This window comes from Streptomyces sp. BPTC-684 (assembly GCF_030028635.1).
GTDB lineage: Bacteria > Actinomycetota > Actinomycetes > Streptomycetales > Streptomycetaceae > Streptomyces > Streptomyces noboritoensis.
The window spans coordinates 281,372-295,407 of the sequence record NZ_CP124863.1 but is presented as its reverse complement, the minus strand read 5'-3'; the positions used below and the strand labels follow the sequence as shown (position 1 = coordinate 295,407).

At 73.9% G+C, this 14,036-nt stretch carries 13 protein-coding genes and 1 pseudogene; 8 read left to right on the top strand and 6 right to left on the bottom strand.

All coding sequences use genetic code 11. The annotated features are described in order from the left end of the window. Positions 1–45: 45 nt before the first annotated feature. Complete coding sequence (locus QIY60_RS01335) at positions 46–1,098, top strand: MBL fold metallo-hydrolase (RefSeq protein ID WP_283140699.1); 1,053 nt, start codon at positions 46–48, stop codon at positions 1,096–1,098. Between the two features lies 1 nt (position 1,099). Here the strand turns inward: QIY60_RS01335 and QIY60_RS01330 are convergent, their stop codons facing one another. Together QIY60_RS01330 and QIY60_RS01325 are read right to left on the bottom strand one after the other, a co-directional pair. Further along, on the bottom strand, positions 1,100–1,756 hold the full coding sequence (locus QIY60_RS01330) for a VTT domain-containing protein (RefSeq protein ID WP_283145784.1): 657 nt from the start codon (positions 1,754–1,756) through the stop codon (positions 1,100–1,102). After that, positions 1,756–2,526 (bottom strand): MBL fold metallo-hydrolase, encoded by a 771-nt coding sequence (locus QIY60_RS01325; protein ID WP_283140698.1) that lies wholly within the window; start codon positions 2,524–2,526, stop codon positions 1,756–1,758. Before QIY60_RS01325 ends, QIY60_RS01330 begins: the two co-directional genes overlap by 1 nt. Positions 2,527–2,794: 268 nt before the next feature. Here QIY60_RS01325 and QIY60_RS01320 point away from each other — a divergent pair, with 268 nt between their 5' ends. From QIY60_RS01320 to QIY60_RS01295, 6 genes are all read left to right on the top strand, one after another. Then, the gene (locus QIY60_RS01320) at positions 2,795–3,199 is read left to right on the top strand and encodes a hypothetical protein (protein ID WP_283140697.1); all 405 of its coding nucleotides are present in this window, start codon (positions 2,795–2,797) and stop codon (positions 3,197–3,199) included. 97 nt (positions 3,200–3,296) lie between these two features. Further along, on the top strand, positions 3,297–5,423 hold the full coding sequence (locus tag QIY60_RS01315; protein WP_283140696.1) for a phage holin family protein: 2,127 nt from the start codon (positions 3,297–3,299) through the stop codon (positions 5,421–5,423). 66 nt (positions 5,424–5,489) lie between these two features. Then, positions 5,490–6,884, top strand: a complete 1,395-nt coding sequence (locus QIY60_RS01310) for an amino acid permease (protein WP_283140695.1) — start codon at positions 5,490–5,492, stop codon at positions 6,882–6,884. A 130-nt stretch (positions 6,885–7,014) separates the two neighbouring features. Then, positions 7,015–7,347 (top strand): hypothetical protein, encoded by a 333-nt coding sequence (locus QIY60_RS01305; protein WP_283140694.1) that lies wholly within the window; start codon positions 7,015–7,017, stop codon positions 7,345–7,347. Between the two features lie 63 nt (positions 7,348–7,410). Further along, the gene (locus QIY60_RS01300; protein WP_283140693.1) at positions 7,411–7,560 is read left to right on the top strand and encodes a hypothetical protein; all 150 of its coding nucleotides are present in this window, start codon (positions 7,411–7,413) and stop codon (positions 7,558–7,560) included. A gap of 156 nt (positions 7,561–7,716) precedes the next feature. After that, positions 7,717–9,318 (top strand): alpha/beta hydrolase, encoded by a 1,602-nt coding sequence (locus QIY60_RS01295; protein ID WP_283140692.1) that lies wholly within the window; start codon positions 7,717–7,719, stop codon positions 9,316–9,318. 18 nt (positions 9,319–9,336) lie between these two features. Here QIY60_RS01295 and QIY60_RS01290 read toward each other — a convergent pair whose 3' ends face one another. Both QIY60_RS01290 and QIY60_RS01285 read right to left on the bottom strand, forming a co-directional pair. Next, positions 9,337–10,413, bottom strand: a complete 1,077-nt coding sequence (locus QIY60_RS01290) for a type III polyketide synthase (RefSeq protein ID WP_283140691.1) — start codon at positions 10,411–10,413, stop codon at positions 9,337–9,339. Positions 10,414–10,698: 285 nt separating this feature from the next. After that, positions 10,699–11,183, bottom strand: a pseudogene (locus QIY60_RS01285) (hypothetical protein); the annotation flags it as partial. 181 nt (positions 11,184–11,364) lie between these two features. Here QIY60_RS01285 and QIY60_RS01280 point away from each other — a divergent pair. Beyond that, positions 11,365–11,751 carry a nuclear transport factor 2 family protein gene (locus tag QIY60_RS01280; protein WP_283145783.1) on the top strand — a complete coding sequence of 129 codons (387 nt, stop codon included), beginning with the start codon at positions 11,365–11,367 and terminating at the stop codon, positions 11,749–11,751. Here the strand turns inward: QIY60_RS01280 and QIY60_RS01275 are convergent. Further along, on the bottom strand, positions 11,741–12,544 hold the full coding sequence (locus QIY60_RS01275; RefSeq protein WP_283140690.1) for a helix-turn-helix transcriptional regulator: 804 nt from the start codon (positions 12,542–12,544) through the stop codon (positions 11,741–11,743). The genes QIY60_RS01280 and QIY60_RS01275 overlap by 11 nt on opposite strands. A 3-nt stretch (positions 12,545–12,547) precedes the next feature. Beyond that, entirely contained in the window at positions 12,548–13,990 is a 1,443-nt protein-coding gene (locus QIY60_RS01270) for a glycosyltransferase family 87 protein (protein WP_349253891.1), read from the bottom strand. Between the last annotated feature and the right edge of the window lie 46 nt (positions 13,991–14,036).

Genomic DNA, 14,036 nt, shown 5'->3' with positions numbered 1-14,036 from the left:
CAGGACGCCATCGAAATGGACCGCCACCGGACAGGAGCCGCCTCGATGACGGAACGGACGGGACAGACGCAGGAGACGGACCGGGCCCGGCGTCTGCGGACCGCCCCGCCGGTCACCGCGCCGCCCCCGCGCCCGCTCGGCGAGCACCGCCGCTGGCCCCGGTCGTTCGCCGACCGCCTCTCCGCCCCGCTGCCCGGCGTGCGCGCGATGGCCCGCCTCGCCAGGGAAGGGGCGCTGCGGCCGTCCCCGCAGGGGCTGCGCGGCATCGCCGAGCTGCCGTTCGCGCCCGGGCCGCTGCCCGCCGTGGACACCGCGACGGTCGCCGTGACCTGGGCCGGGCACGCCAGCTGGGTGGTGCGGATCGGCGGCCTCACCGTGCTGACCGACCCCGTCTGGTCCCGCCGCATCCTGGGCACCCCGGCCCGGCTCACCCCCGTCGGGGTGCGCTGGGAGGACCTGCCGCCGGTCGACGCGGTCGTCATCAGCCACAACCACTACGACCACCTGGACGCGCCGACCCTGCGCAGGCTCCCGCGCCGCACCCCGCTGTTCGTCCCGGCGGGCCTGGCCCGCTGGTGCAGGCGCCGCGGGTTCACCCGGGTCACCGAGCTCGACTGGTGGGAGGCGGCCGAACTGGCCGTGCCCGGACGGGAACCCGTGCGGTTCGACTTCGTCCCCGCCCACCACTGGTCCAAACGCTCCCTCACCGACACCTGCCGCTCGCTGTGGGGCGGCTGGGTGCTCGGCGACCGCCGGGGGCAGCGCGTCTACTTCGCCGGGGACACCGGCTACGGCCACTGGTTCGAGGAGATCGGCCGCCGCCACCCGGACCTCGACCTGGCCCTGCTCCCGATCGGGGCGTACGCGCCGCGCTGGTGGCTCGGCGATGTGCACGCCGACCCGGAGGAGGCCGTCCAGGCGTGCGAGGACCTGGGCGCGCGGCGGATGGCGCCGATGCACTGGGGCACCTTCGTGCTCTCCGCCGAGCCGGTGCTCGAACCGCTGGCCCGGGTGCGGGCGGCCTGGGAGCGGACGGGGCGGCCGCGCGAGCGTCTGTGGGACCTGCCGGTCGGCTCCTCCCGGGTGCTGGCCGCCTGACCTACTTCGGGTGCGGGGCCTCGGCCGGTTCGGCCGCCGCCCCGTGCCGCAGTCTGCGCCACACCGTCGGGGCCGCGCTGATCAGCAGCGTCAGCACGACCGCCGCGACCACGCCCTGCCACGGCTCCGGGAAGAGCGAGCCGCCCAGGATGCCGATCAGTCCGTACGCACCGGCCCAGGCCACACACGCGGGCACGTCGCCGCGTACGAACGTGCGCAAGGGCATCCCGCCGAGCAGACACGCCAGCATCACCGGGATCCGGCCCGCCGGGACGAGCCGGGAAAGGACCAGGACCGCCGCCCCGTGCCGGTCCAGCTTCTCCTGGGCCTGCTCCAGGCGGTCCGGCGCCGCCCGCTCCCGCAGCGCCGCCAGCCACCGCGACCCGCCGCGCGAGCGCACCCCGCGCTGCCCCAGCCAGTACAGGCCGACGTCCCCCAGGAACGCGGCGAGCGCGCCCACCGCGAAGACCAGCAGCAGCGAGAACCACGCCGTCTGGTGGAAGGCGACCACCGCGGCCGTCGACACCAGCGCCCCGGTGGGCACCACCGGCACCAGTGAGCCCAGCACCACCAGGATGAACAGGGACGGATAGCCGAGCGCCTGCTGGGTCGACTCCGGCGGCACCTGGCCCGCCGCCCGCGCCAGGAACGCGGCGATCACCGGGCGACCTCGGGCCGTACGCTCTCGCCGTGCGCGAGCCGGTGCACCGTCACCCCGGGGGCGAGCCGGGCCGCGTGGCGGACGAAGTCGTCGCCGGGCGCGTGGAACTCGTGCGGACGCACCCCGTCGAGCCCGATCGGCCAGTACGTGCCGTAGTGCACCGGCACCGCGGCCCGCGCCCCGAGCCGGGCCAGGGCCTGGGCGGCGCGGCCCGCGTCCAGGTGCCCGGGGCCGAGGTGGGGGCCCCAGCCGCCGACCGGGAGCAGCGCCACGTCGATGGGGCCGACCTCCTCGGCCATCTCGTCGAAGAGCCCGGTGTCCCCGGCGAAGTAGGTGCGCGCCCGGCCCTCGATGACATAGCCGAGCGCGGGCGCGCGGTGCGGCCCGAACGGCAGGCGCCGCCCGTCGTGCCGGGCGCTCACCGCCCGTACGCGCAGGTCACCGGCGTCGACCAGATCCCCGGCGCGCACCTCGGTGAGGCGAAGGCCGAGCTTGCGCAGGCCCGGCACGGCCCGGACCGCGCCGTGCGGCACCACGAGCCGGGTGCCGGGTGCGAGCCGGGCGAGGGAGGGCAGGTGCAGATGGTCGGAGTGCAGGTGCGAGACCAGGACCACCTCGGCGACGGCGGCCTCGGGCGGCGGCACCGCCCCCCGCCGTCTGCGCAGATGCGCCAGACGCCGGGCGAAGAGCGGATCGGTCAGCACCCGCACCCCGGAGTCCTCGACCGTGCAGGTGGCATGACCCCACCAGGTGATCTCCACCGGCACCCGAAATCTCCTCCGCTCGAAAACCACCGCGCGCGCTGTTGTGTACGAGCCTAAGTGTCGTGGGGCGCACCGGACGGGGTCCGGGGTAGGCATCGGTCCACGAAGGGAAGGCCCGGCATGATCATGCACTCGGAGCAGTGCCCCCGCTGCGGCGGGATACTCGCGGTGACCCAGGACGGCTGGAAGATCTGCCACTCATGCGGCTACTCCTCGCCGCCGTGAACCAGGAGTAGGGTCGGCACCACAACGAAGGGCATGGGGGTCGGTCATGGGTGACGTGCGAGTGGCGGCGATCGCCAGTCTGACCCCGCTGGAGGAACTCGACCTGGACCCCTTCCTGGTGGACACCCGCAGCCAGCACGAGATGTGCGCGCGCTGGGCCGCCGACAAGGGGTACGTGGTCACCCGGCAGCTGCTCTTCTACGGCCTGCGCCCCGACCACCTCGGACTGTGGGCGGACGTGGACGCGGGCCAGGTGGACCTGTTCGTCGCCCCCAACGAGCGCGTCCTGGAACGGGCGTTGACGTCCGTGCCGGACTTCTCCGCCGAGTGCGAGCGGCGCGGGGTGCGCCTGGAGACGGCCGGGCTCGACGAACCGTCGTACGACGCGGCCAAGAAGGCCCACATCCACCGCAGGCTCTCGATGCCGACCGCCGGGTACGACGGCTGCTGACGCGGCCGCCGCCTGCCGGAATCAAATGCGTCGGCCGGTTTCCGCCCCTGTGACACGCTGGGAGGGAACGGCGAGGCGAGAGGCAGTGACGAGCGGCGTGAGCACAGGGCGATGGCGGACGGCGGGCAGTGCCCTGGTGCGGGTGGTCGTCGTGTGGGCGGTCTCCACCCTCACGATGATGGTGCTCGCGGGGATCCTGCCCGACTTCCGGCTGAAGTCCGCGGGCGGCGACAGCATCACCCGCGTCGCGCTCACCGCCGCCTGGGGCGCGGGGGCGTTCGGTCTGCTCAGCGCCCTGGTGTGGCCCCTGGTGGTGCGCGCGTTCCTGCTGGTCCCGGCCCTGGTCCTGGGCCTGTTGGTGTTCTTCCTCAACGGCTCGCTGCTGCTGATCGCGCTGAGCCTGATCCCCAGCGGGCGCGGCGCGGCCCAGCCGGAGACCGCGGTGGTGGTGGCCGCCGCGATGTCGGCCGTCGCCTCCGCCACCTCCACGGCGCTCGCGGTCCGGGACGACAACGCCTACCGGCGCAGGCTCTCGCGCCTGGCCGACCGGCGCCGCCGCAGGCGCGGCGGCGAGGACCGGGGCCCCGAGACCCCCGGCACGGTCTTCCTCCAGCTCGACGGCGTCGGCCACGACGTGCTGTGCCACGCGGTCGGCGCCGGTCTGATGCCGACCGTCGCCGGGTGGCTGGAGCACACCCACCGGCTCACCCCGTGGCGCACCGACTGGTCCAGCCAGACCGGCGCCAGCCAGCTCGGCATCCTGCACGGCTGCACCTTCGACGTGCCCGCCTTCCGGTGGTACGAGAAGGACACCGGCGAGCTGATGGTCTCCAACCGCCCGGCCTCCGCGGTCGAGCTCCAGCGCCGGGCCGTGGAGCGCACCGGCGACGGGGGCCTGCTCACCGTCGACGGCGCCAGCCGCGGCAACCTCTTCTCCGGCGGCGCCGACCAGCTCGCCCTGGTCCTGTCGATGGCGGCCCGGCGCGGCCGCCGCAACCGGTCCCGGGCGGGCTACTTCGCGTACTTCTCGGATCCGGCCAACGCCGTGCGCACCGCGCTCTCCTTCGTCGCCGAGGTCGGCCGCGAGATCGGCCAGTCCACCCGCGCCCGGCTGCGCGGCGACGCGCCGCGCGTGCGGCGCGGCGGGCTCTACCCGTTCATCCGGGCGTTCGCGACCGTCGTCGAGCGCGACGTGGTGGTCGCGGCGGTGATAGGGGACATGCTCGCCGGGCGCACCGCCGTCTACGCCGACCTGGTGGCGTACGACGAGGTGGCCCACCACTCCGGGCCGCGCGGCCGGGACGCCCAGAAGGTCCTGGAGCGCCTGGACCGGTCGATCGCGCTGCTCGCCAAGGTCGCCGAGCACGCCCCGCGCGCGTACCGGATCGTGCTGCTCTCCGACCACGGGCAGAGCCCGGGCGAGACGTTCCTGGGTGCCTACGGGCTGACCCTGAAGGACCTGGTGCGGGCCGGGTGCGGGCTGCCCGTGCCGCGCAGCGCCGGGCGCACCAAGAGCGGCGCGGAGGCGCGGGACGCGGTGCGGGTGGCGCTGCACCGGCCGGTCGCGGAGAACGGGGAGGCGGGGCCCGACTCCGACCCGATCGTGCTCGCCTCCGGCAACCTCGGGCTCGTCTCCTTCCCGGACACCGAGGGGCGGCTCAGCCGGGAGGAGATCGACCGCCGCCACCCCGCGCTCCTGCGCACCCTCGCCGGGCATCCCGGCATCGGGTTCCTCCTGGTGCGCAGCGAGGAGCACGGCGCGCTGGTCATCGGCGGCGCGGGCACGGACCGGATCCACGAGGTGCCGATCGCGGAACTGGAGGACGGGAAGGGCCCGTTGACCGGGTTCGCGCCCGGTGCGGCCGACGCCGTGCGGCGCACCGACACCTTCCCGCACACCGCCGACATCATGGTCAACTCCATGTACGACCCGGTCACCGGCGAGGTGCACGCCTTCGAGGAGCAGATCGGCTCGCACGGCGGACTCGGCGGCGAGCAGGCGCACCCGTTCCTGCTGTCGCCGCGCGAGCTGTCGGTGCCGGTCGCCGACGGCGGGCGGCTGGTGGGTGCCGAGCAGGTGCACCACGTGCTGCGGCGGTGGCTGCGCGAGTGCCTGGGGCCGCAGGTGCCGGTTTCCCCGGCCACGCAGATTCCCCGGTCCGAGAGCGAAGCGGACGGACCTTTTCCGGTTGAAGGGGCGGCTGTGCGGGACAAATCCGCGTGATTTTGAGCGGGGCCCTCCGTACCCGACCATGAACGGGTTTTGGCACGGAGAGAGGCGCACCACCCCATGACCACGCAAGAGACCCAGAGCAGGCATGCCCGGCAGTTCGGATTGCCGGTGGCGACCGCTCTGGTCATGGGCAACATCATCGGCGGCGGGATCTTCCTGCTGCCGGCGTCGGTCGCCCCCTTCGGCACCATCAGCCTGCTCGCCTTCGCGGTCCTGACCGTCGGCGCGATCGCGCTGGCGCTGGTCTTCGGCCGCCTCGCCGAGCGGCTGCCGCGGACCGGCGGACCCTACGTCTACGCACGCGAGGCGTTCGGCGACTTCGCCGGGTTCCTCGCCGCCTGGTCGTACTGGATCACCACCTGGGTCTCCAACGCGGCGCTGGCCGTGGCGGCCGTGGGCTACCTCGACGTGCTGATACCCCTGCACGGGAACAAGGCGGCGACCATCGCGGCGGCGCTGGCCCTCCAGTGGCTCCCGGCGCTCGCCAACCTCGCGGGCACCCGGTACGTGGGCGCGGTCCAACTGGTCTCCACCGTCCTGAAGTTCGCGCCGCTGCTGCTCGTCGCGGTCGGCGGGCTCTTCTTCTTCGACCCGGCCAACCTCGGCCCCCTCCAGGCCGACGACCGCAGCGCGATGGGCGCCGTCTCCGCCTCGGCCGCGATCCTGCTCTTCAGCTACCTGGGCGTCGAGTCGGCCGCGGTCAGCGCGGGCGAGGTCCGCGACCCGCGCCGCAACGTCGGCCGCGCCACCATCCTCGGCACCGTCGGCGCCGCCCTGATCTACCTCCTCGGCACCCTCTCCGTCTTCGGCACCGTGCCGCACGACCGCCTGGTGACCTCCACCGCGCCGTTCACCGACGCCGTCGACGCCATGTTCGGCGGCGGCTGGGGCGGCACCGCGGTCGCCGTCGCCGCGCTGGTCTCCATGGTCGGCGCCCTCAACGGCTGGACCCTGCTGAGCGCCCAGACCCCGTACGCCGCGGCCAAGGACGGGCTGTTCCCCCAGGCCTTCGCCCGCAAGAACCGGGGCGTGCCCACCGTAGGCGTGCTGGTGACGGTCGTCCTCGCGTCTTCCCTCACCGTCTACAACTACACGGCGGGCTCCAAGGGCGTCTTCGAGATGCTGGTCCTGGTCACCACCTTCACGGCGACCGTCCCCTACCTGCTGTCCACCGCCGCCCAGATCTACTTCCTCGCCTCCGGCCGCGCCGACCGCGTCCACCGCGGCCGCCTGATCCGCGACGGCCTGCTCGCGGGCCTCGCCGCCGCCTTCTCCCTGTGGCTGGTCGCCGGCTCCGGCTACGAGGCGGTCTACCAGGGCGTGCTGTTCCTCTTCGCGGGCGTCCTGGTGTACGCCCTGCTCGCGGCCCGCAAGCAGCGCCCGCAGGAGGACGCGGCGGCGGACGCGGTGGAGCTTCCCGAGCAGGCCGTACGGGAGAGCGCCCGCGCGTAAACGGGTGCGGGGCGCTGGCGTTCACCCCCAAGGGGCCGGTGTTCCGGGTGCGCTGACGGGCGTTCACCCGGGAGGGGGGATCTCGCCCGGATCCTGGCGGTTCATGGGGTTTTGCGGGCAAGGTTGAGCCATGCCGCCCGTTCTCCTCGCCGCCCTGCGCCGCGCCGTCCTGGTGCTGCTCGTGGTGGCCGCGCTGCTCGGGGCGGCGCCGGGGGCGGAGGCGGCGGGTCCGCCCGCCGTGGAGCGGGTGGCCGTGTCCTCGATGGTGCCGGGCCCGGTGGGCGAGGAGCAGCAGGACGAGGCCGCACCCGCGCCACCGGTGTCGGCCCGCGCGAGCCGCCCTGCGCCGGACGCCCGTTCCGTACGGGTGGCGCCCCGGCCCGTCGTACGCGGGCCCCGTGGCCCGGGCCCTGGGCGGCCGACTTCCCTCGATGCCGTGCGCTGTGTGGTGCTGCGCTGCTGAGCGTGCCGTGCTCTGCGAGCTCAGCGGTACGTCAACTCACCAGCACGACGAGGTGGTTCAGCCATGCCCATCGACCCCTTCGCGGCGCTCAACGCGATGCTGCGCGCCGAGGCCGCCCGGATCCGGCCCCCGGCCCCCGCGACCCCCGACCGCGAGGACCCCGAACCCGGAGAGGAGCAGCGCCGAGCCCCGGCGGACCCGCACGGCAAGTAGCCGGGGGCGACACGGCAGGGCGGTGGACGGGCTCCGGCCGCCGCCCTGGTGACCTGCTGTTCTCACAGGGAGTGACGACAGCGGGCGATCCGTCGTGCGGTACTCCGTTCGGCGGCTTACGTTTGCTGCGGGGGCACCCCGACCGAAAGGTCTGCCATGCGCGGACGTACGACAGCGGGCGCCGCCGGTGCGGCGATGGCGCTGCTCGCCCTTGCGGTCCCGGCCGTGGCGGACGGCCGCAAGCCCGATCTGACCCGCTTCTACACCCAGCACCTGACCTGGGGCGGCTGCACGGTCCAGGACGCGCCCAAGGGCATGGAGTGCGCCGAGCTGACCGTGCCCATCGACTACGCCCGGCCCGAGGGCGGCACGATCGCGCTGGCGGTGGGCCGTGTACGGGCGGCCGAGTCCGGCGAGGGCCCCACCGGCACGGGCACCGGGGCGGGCACGGCGTCCCCGACCGGCGCGGCCTCCCCGACCGCCCCCAAGGGCTCGCTGGTCTTCAACTTCGGCGGCCCCGGCGAGTCCGGCCTCAAGGGCCTCGGCGGCTTCACGGCGGACACCGCGCGGCTCGCCCCCGCGTACGACCTGGTGAGCTTCGACCCCCGGGGAGTGGGCCGCAGCGCTCCCGTGCGCTGCGGCGCCAAGGCCGAGCAGGACATCGAGAGCTCCTCGGACAACGCCACGGCCGACGACGCCGAGGGCCGGGCGCAGCTCGTCGACGAGCTGAAGTCGGTGGCCGAGGAGTGCCGCAAGACCACCGGCAAGCTGCTCCCGCACGTGGGCACCATCAACGCCTCGCGCGACCTGGACGTACTGCGCCAGGCGCTCGGCGACAAGAAGCTGAACTACTTCGGCATCTCCTACGGCACCCGGCTCGGCGCGGTCTACGCGGCCCAGTTCCCCAAGCGGACCGGGCGGATGGTCCTGGACGCCGTGGACTCGCTGACCGCGAACGCGGCGGAGTCGGCGCTCGCCCAGGCCACCGCGTTCCAGAAGGGCCTGGACACCTTCCTGGCCGACTGCGCCGCCCAGGGCGCCGGCTGCCCGCTCGGCGCCACCACTTCCAAGGCGACGAGCACGCTGGACGCGACCGTCGCCCGGCTCGACCGCGAGAGCGCCAGGACCGCCTCCGGCGCCGACTTCACCTCCGCCGACCTGCGTACCGCGATCACCAACTCGCTCTACGCCGAGCAGCTGTGGCCGACCCTCGCGCAGGGCATCGCCACCCTCCACGACAAGGGGGACCCGGCCGTCCTCGACGAGATCAACAAGCAGTTCGCGGGGGAGGACGCGCAGGGCAACCGCGCCGACGACGACAACAGCCGCGAGGCGCTCCTCGCGGTCAACTGCGCCGACGACCCGGAGCGCGCCAAGGACCCGGCCGCCGAACTCGCCTCGTTGGAGAAGAAGTTCGCCAAGGCCTCCCCGATGTTCGGCCCGGACCAGGTGGGCGCGGCGATCTCCTGCACGGGCTGGCCCGCCGGTACGGACTACATCCGCAGGATAGACAAGACCGGCGCGCCGCCCATCCTGCTCATCGGCACCAAGGGCGACCCCGCCACCCCGTACCAGTGGGCGGCGGAGACCGCCCGCCACCTGGGCAAGGGCGTGGTCCTCACGTACGAGGGCGAGGGGCACGGCGGGTACACGGCCTCGCAGTGCGTCCGCGACCAGGCGGACGCCTTCCTGCTCGACGGCGTCCTGCCCGACGAGGGGACGTCCTGCCCCCGCGAGACGCCGCCCCCGGAGCACTGAGCGCGGTCGGCCGGGCGCTCAGTTGCTCATGGCGGCCGACATGGGGGCCGCCCTGGCCCATCGCCCGATCGCCGTCTCGGCCGTGATGCCGGGGCCGAAGCCCGCGATGAGCCCGCCCGCACCGTCCGCCGCGCCGCCCTCGTCGAAGAGCCGGGCCAGCGCGTCGAAGACCACGGAGCTGGCGATGTTGCCGCGCTCGGTGAGGGTGGCCCGGCTGAAGCGGAACATCTCCGGCGGCAGGTCCAGGAAGTGGCACAGGTCGTCCAGGATGCGCGGCCCGCCCGCGTGGACGATGAAGAAGTCCATCTGCGGGATCTCCCAACTGTGCTGCGCCACCAGCGCCTTGAGCGCGGGCGCGAGCATCTCCATGGTGCCCGGGACGCGCTTGTCGAGCAGGAAGTGGAACCCGGTGTCGCGCACGGCGTACGAGATCCAGTCCTCGGTGTTGGGCACCAGGTGCGAGCCGTTGCGCTCGATCCGCATCCCGGTGCCGCCCTCGCCGCGCACCACGGCCGCCGAGATCGCGTCCCCGAACAGACCGTTGGAGAGCAGCGAGCCGACGCCGATGTCGGTCGGCTGGTAGCAGAGCGAGCAGAATTCGCAGGACACGATCAGCACGTTGGAGCGCGGGTAGGCCGTGCAGAAGTCGTGTGCGCGGTTGATCGCCGCACCTCCGGCGGCGCACCCGAGCTGGGCGATCGGCAGCTGCCGGGTCTCGGTCCTGAACCCCATCGTGTTGATCAGCCAGGCGGTCAGCGACGGCATCATGAAGCCGGTGCAGGACACGTAGACGATCAGGTCGATGTCCTTGGGCTCCACCTCGGCGTGGGCCAGCGCCTGCCGTACGACACCGGGCACCCGGGCCTTGGCCTCCGCCTCGTACAGCAGGTTGCGCTCCTCGAAGCCGGGGTGCTTCAGGGTGGCCTCGATCGGCTGCACGATGTGGCGGGTGCGGACCCCGGTGTTCTGGATGAGGCGCAGGACGAGGTCCCGCTGGGGATGGTCGGCGTGCGTCTCGCGGGCGAGCGCGAGCGTCTCCTCCTGCGTGATCACATGGTCGGGTACGGCTACTGCGGGGCGGCACAGGGTGGCCATGGAACTTCCTTGTCTCCTGCCGGGCGGACGCCTGCGGTTTCCACGCGGGTGCTCCAGGGGCGGGCGGTCGTGTGCCTGTCACGTATCCCCGACCGTGGTCATGGGCATGTTCCCGAAAGGGGTAATTAACCGATTAGAGGGAGATTCCGGATCGGTTAGCTCGTTCGGGTGACGTGATACGGCTGGATGGGGGACGGGAGTGGTCCGGGCGACGGGCAGCCCGCAGGCGCCCCGGAGACTCCCGCGTGCCGTTCTCGTCCGTCCCTGCGGGTCGGTTCGGTCGGCTCAGTCGGCGAGTTCGGAGAAGGTGAAGGTGAACTCGGCTGGTTCCGCGTGCAGTTGGTGCTGTGGCAGCGGACCCTGGCCGCACGACCGGGAGCCGATGCCGTGCTGGCGGTGGTCCAGCGTGACCCGGACCGTGTCGCCCGGGACGAGGTCGGTCAAGTGCCGGGCCGCGTCGAGCTGTTCGGTCGTCCAGCGCCGCGCGGTGAACCAGAACTCCGGGTCGCCCTCGATGCGCAGCCCCCGACCTCGGCCCAACGGACGTCCACCCGGGCCCCGTTCTCCTGCGGCCGGACGTACGGCGTCTGGAGGTCGTCGACGTCCGCCTGCCACCGCCCCACCGCCGACGCGGCCGCCGTGTCCGGGTGCGGCCCCAGCTCGCGCCGGCGCGGCGCGTACCGCAGATCGGGCTGCCGGGCCGCGCCCTCGTCGTTGTCGGTGGGCGCGCGCCACACGTCGAGGCGCAGCCCGGTGACCGCCACGGCACCGAAGGCCACGGGCGCCTCCGTCCGGGCGTGGCATTACCTCGCTGGTAATCGACCCCCACCACCCCCGCCGGGCAAGGTGGAGCCATCGGGTTCCGGGCGGCGCACTCCGGCCGGGGCCCGGGTTCCAGCACCGTGTTCGTCCACCGTGTTCGTCCTTGATCCAGATCCTTTCCGGAGGTTGATTTCCATGTCCGAGAACCGCTACGAGACCGCCGTCGCCCGCTACTTCGAGGCGTGGAACGCCACCGGCTCGGCCGAGGAGCTCGCCAAGGCCGTCGAGGCCGCCTGGAGCGCGGACGGCAGCTACACCGACCCGCTGGCCGACGTCACCGGCTACGAGGCCATAGCCGCGGTGATCGGCGGGGCCCACGCCCAGTTCCCCGGCTTCGAGTTCCGTCTGGACGGGGCCGTCGACGGGCACCACCACCTGGCCCGGTTCCGCTGGGAGCTGGTCTCGGTCGCGGACGGGTCCGCGCCGGTCGCCGGGTCCGATGTGATCACGCTCGCCGAGGACGGCCGGGTCGCCACCGTGGCCGGGTTCCTCGACCGCGTACCGCCTACGGCGTGAGCGACTGGAGGTAGGCGAACGTCTCCGGGTCGGCCGGCAGGAACGTCTCGATGGCCAGCTCGGAGACGGTCACGTCCATCGGTGTGTTGAACGTGGCGATCGTCGATATGAACGACAGGACCGTGCCCCGGTGTTCGACGACCAGCGGGAGCGCGAGCGGGCAGGCGGCCGGGTCGGGGCTGTCGTCCTCCCCCGCCTCGGGCACGGGGTGCGCCGCGACCTCCTCGTACAGCTCGCGCAGCGCGTCCGAGCGCATCAGGGCGATCTGGCGCTCCATCTGTTCCAGCAGATGGCCGCGCCACTGGCGCAGATTGCGGATGCGCGGCGCCAGGCCCTGCGGGTGCAGGGTCAGGCGCATCGCGTTGAGCGGGGGAGTCAGCAGCCGCTCGGGCACGCCTTCGAGGAGCATCGCGATGCCCCGGTTCGCCGCCAGGACCGTGTACGTGCCGTCGACTATCAGCGCCGGGAACGGCTCGTACCCCCGCAGCAGCCGCTCCATGGCCTCGCGCAGGGCGCTGATGGACGGGTCGTCCAGGGACGTCTCCGTGTACTGCGGGGCGTAGCCGGCCGCCAGGAGCAGGGCGTTGCGCTCGCGGACCGGCACCTCCAGGTGTTCCGCGAGGCGCAGGATCATCTCCTGGCTCGGGCGCGACCTGCCGGTCTCGATGAAACTGATGTGCCGCGCGGACGAGTCGGCGCGCAGGGCCAGCTCCAGCTGGCTGATCCTGCGCTGCTCGCGCCAGCCGCGCAGCATCGGCCCTACTCCCGTGTCGATCGCGGCAGTTGTCGTCATACCTCAGACACTAACCCGGGCCACTGACAACGCCCGGCGCCGCACTGCCCACCCGGCCAGCGCGATCGCCGCCGCCACCGCGTACGCACTCGTCCTGACGACGTCGAAGGAGTGCGGCATCGCCCACGCCGTCACGTAGCAGACGGCTCCCGCCGCGGCGACGGCCAGCCACTCCCAGCGGCCGTCCAGGGCCACCAGCGCGACGAGCAGCAGTGCGTACCACGAGTAGCCGGGCGTCATCAGGCAGAACGCCCAGCCGAGCACCAGCAGGGCGCCGCTCCAGGGGCGCTCCGGATCGCCCCGGCGCAGCACGTACAGCACGACCAGCGCCACCAGGGAAAGCGCCGCGGGCAGCGCCCAGGAGTCCGGGAGCACCAGGCGCAGCAGCCCGTACCGGCTGCGGGCGGAGGCGTCGTCGTACCCCTCCTCCTCCGCGTACCCGCCCAGATAGCCGAAGACGGACGCGTGCGAGACGAGGACGTACGGGAGGTAGGAGAGCGCCACGCAGGCGGCGGCCGGGACGAGGACGCCGGCCGCGCGCCGCCAGTCCGGGCGGCGCCCCGCGAGCACGCCCGCGAGGGCGCCCGGCAGCACCACGGCGGGCAGCATCTTCGCCGCGATCCCGGCGCCGATCAGCACGCCCCCGACCGCCCGGCGGCGCACCGCGACCGCGCCGAGCCCGGCCACCGCGAACAGCACCGCCAGCACGTCCACGTGAGCGTTGTTCACCCCCTCGATCGGCACCGCCGGGCACCACGCCCAGTACGCCGCCCGCCCCACGTCGTCCCCGCGCCGCCGCAGGACCAGCACCAGGACGCCCGTGGTGGCGACGGCGAGCACGGCGCCGCCGATCTGCAACGGCTTGTGGCGGGCGGCGGCGGGGGACAACCCGTGGACGCCGAGGAAGTAGGCCTCGGCCACCGGTGGGTAGATGGTGTGCACCTTGGGGCGGTTGAGGCGGGTGCAGCGGTCCGGCTCGCCGAACCGGGCCCGGTCGGGGCCCTCGCACGCCGCGCCCCTGGGGAACAGCCAGTCGTCGCGCAGCCCGGCCAGCTCCCGGTCCGCGGGCGTGTGGTCGTACGGCGAGATCCCGGCCGCCTGCACCCGGCCGTCCCAGGCGTAGCGGAACATGTCCGTGCTGGTGGTCGGCGGCGCCGCCAGGCCGGTCGCGGCGACCAGCACCCCGCCCGCCAGGACCAGACCGGCCCGGTGGCGGGCCGGGACCCGGCGCAGCGACCACGCGGCCGCCGCGAACAGCAGCCAGCAGGCCAGGTACCACCAGGAGAGCGTGCCCGGGTGGAAGTAGTAGCCGTCCTCGACGACCGTCAGGACGAGCACGGCGGCCAGCGCGGCAAGCAGCAGGGCGGTCGGGGCCGTGCGGCGCAGGGCGCCCGGTGCGGCGGTCGGCGGGGCGGCCGGGGCGGTGGCGGTACGCGGAGCGATCACCCGTCCACATTCGCAGGCCGACGGGCGCCCGGACGGCCCAGCGCAC

Coding starts and splice junctions, on each gene's coding strand:
- QIY60_RS01335 (WP_283140699.1), top strand. CDS start 46: ATGACGGAACGGACGGGACAGACGCAGGAGACGGACCGGGCCCGGCGT.
- QIY60_RS01320 (WP_283140697.1), top strand. CDS start 2,795: ATGGGTGACGTGCGAGTGGCGGCGATCGCCAGTCTGACCCCGCTGGAG.
- QIY60_RS01310 (WP_283140695.1), top strand. CDS start 5,490: ATGACCACGCAAGAGACCCAGAGCAGGCATGCCCGGCAGTTCGGATTG.
- QIY60_RS01305 (WP_283140694.1), top strand. CDS start 7,015: ATGCCGCCCGTTCTCCTCGCCGCCCTGCGCCGCGCCGTCCTGGTGCTG.
- QIY60_RS01300 (WP_283140693.1), top strand. CDS start 7,411: ATGCCCATCGACCCCTTCGCGGCGCTCAACGCGATGCTGCGCGCCGAG.
- QIY60_RS01295 (WP_283140692.1), top strand. CDS start 7,717: ATGCGCGGACGTACGACAGCGGGCGCCGCCGGTGCGGCGATGGCGCTG.
- QIY60_RS01290 (WP_283140691.1), bottom strand. CDS start 10,413: ATGGCCACCCTGTGCCGCCCCGCAGTAGCCGTACCCGACCATGTGATC.
- QIY60_RS01275 (WP_283140690.1), bottom strand. CDS start 12,544: ATGACGACAACTGCCGCGATCGACACGGGAGTAGGGCCGATGCTGCGC.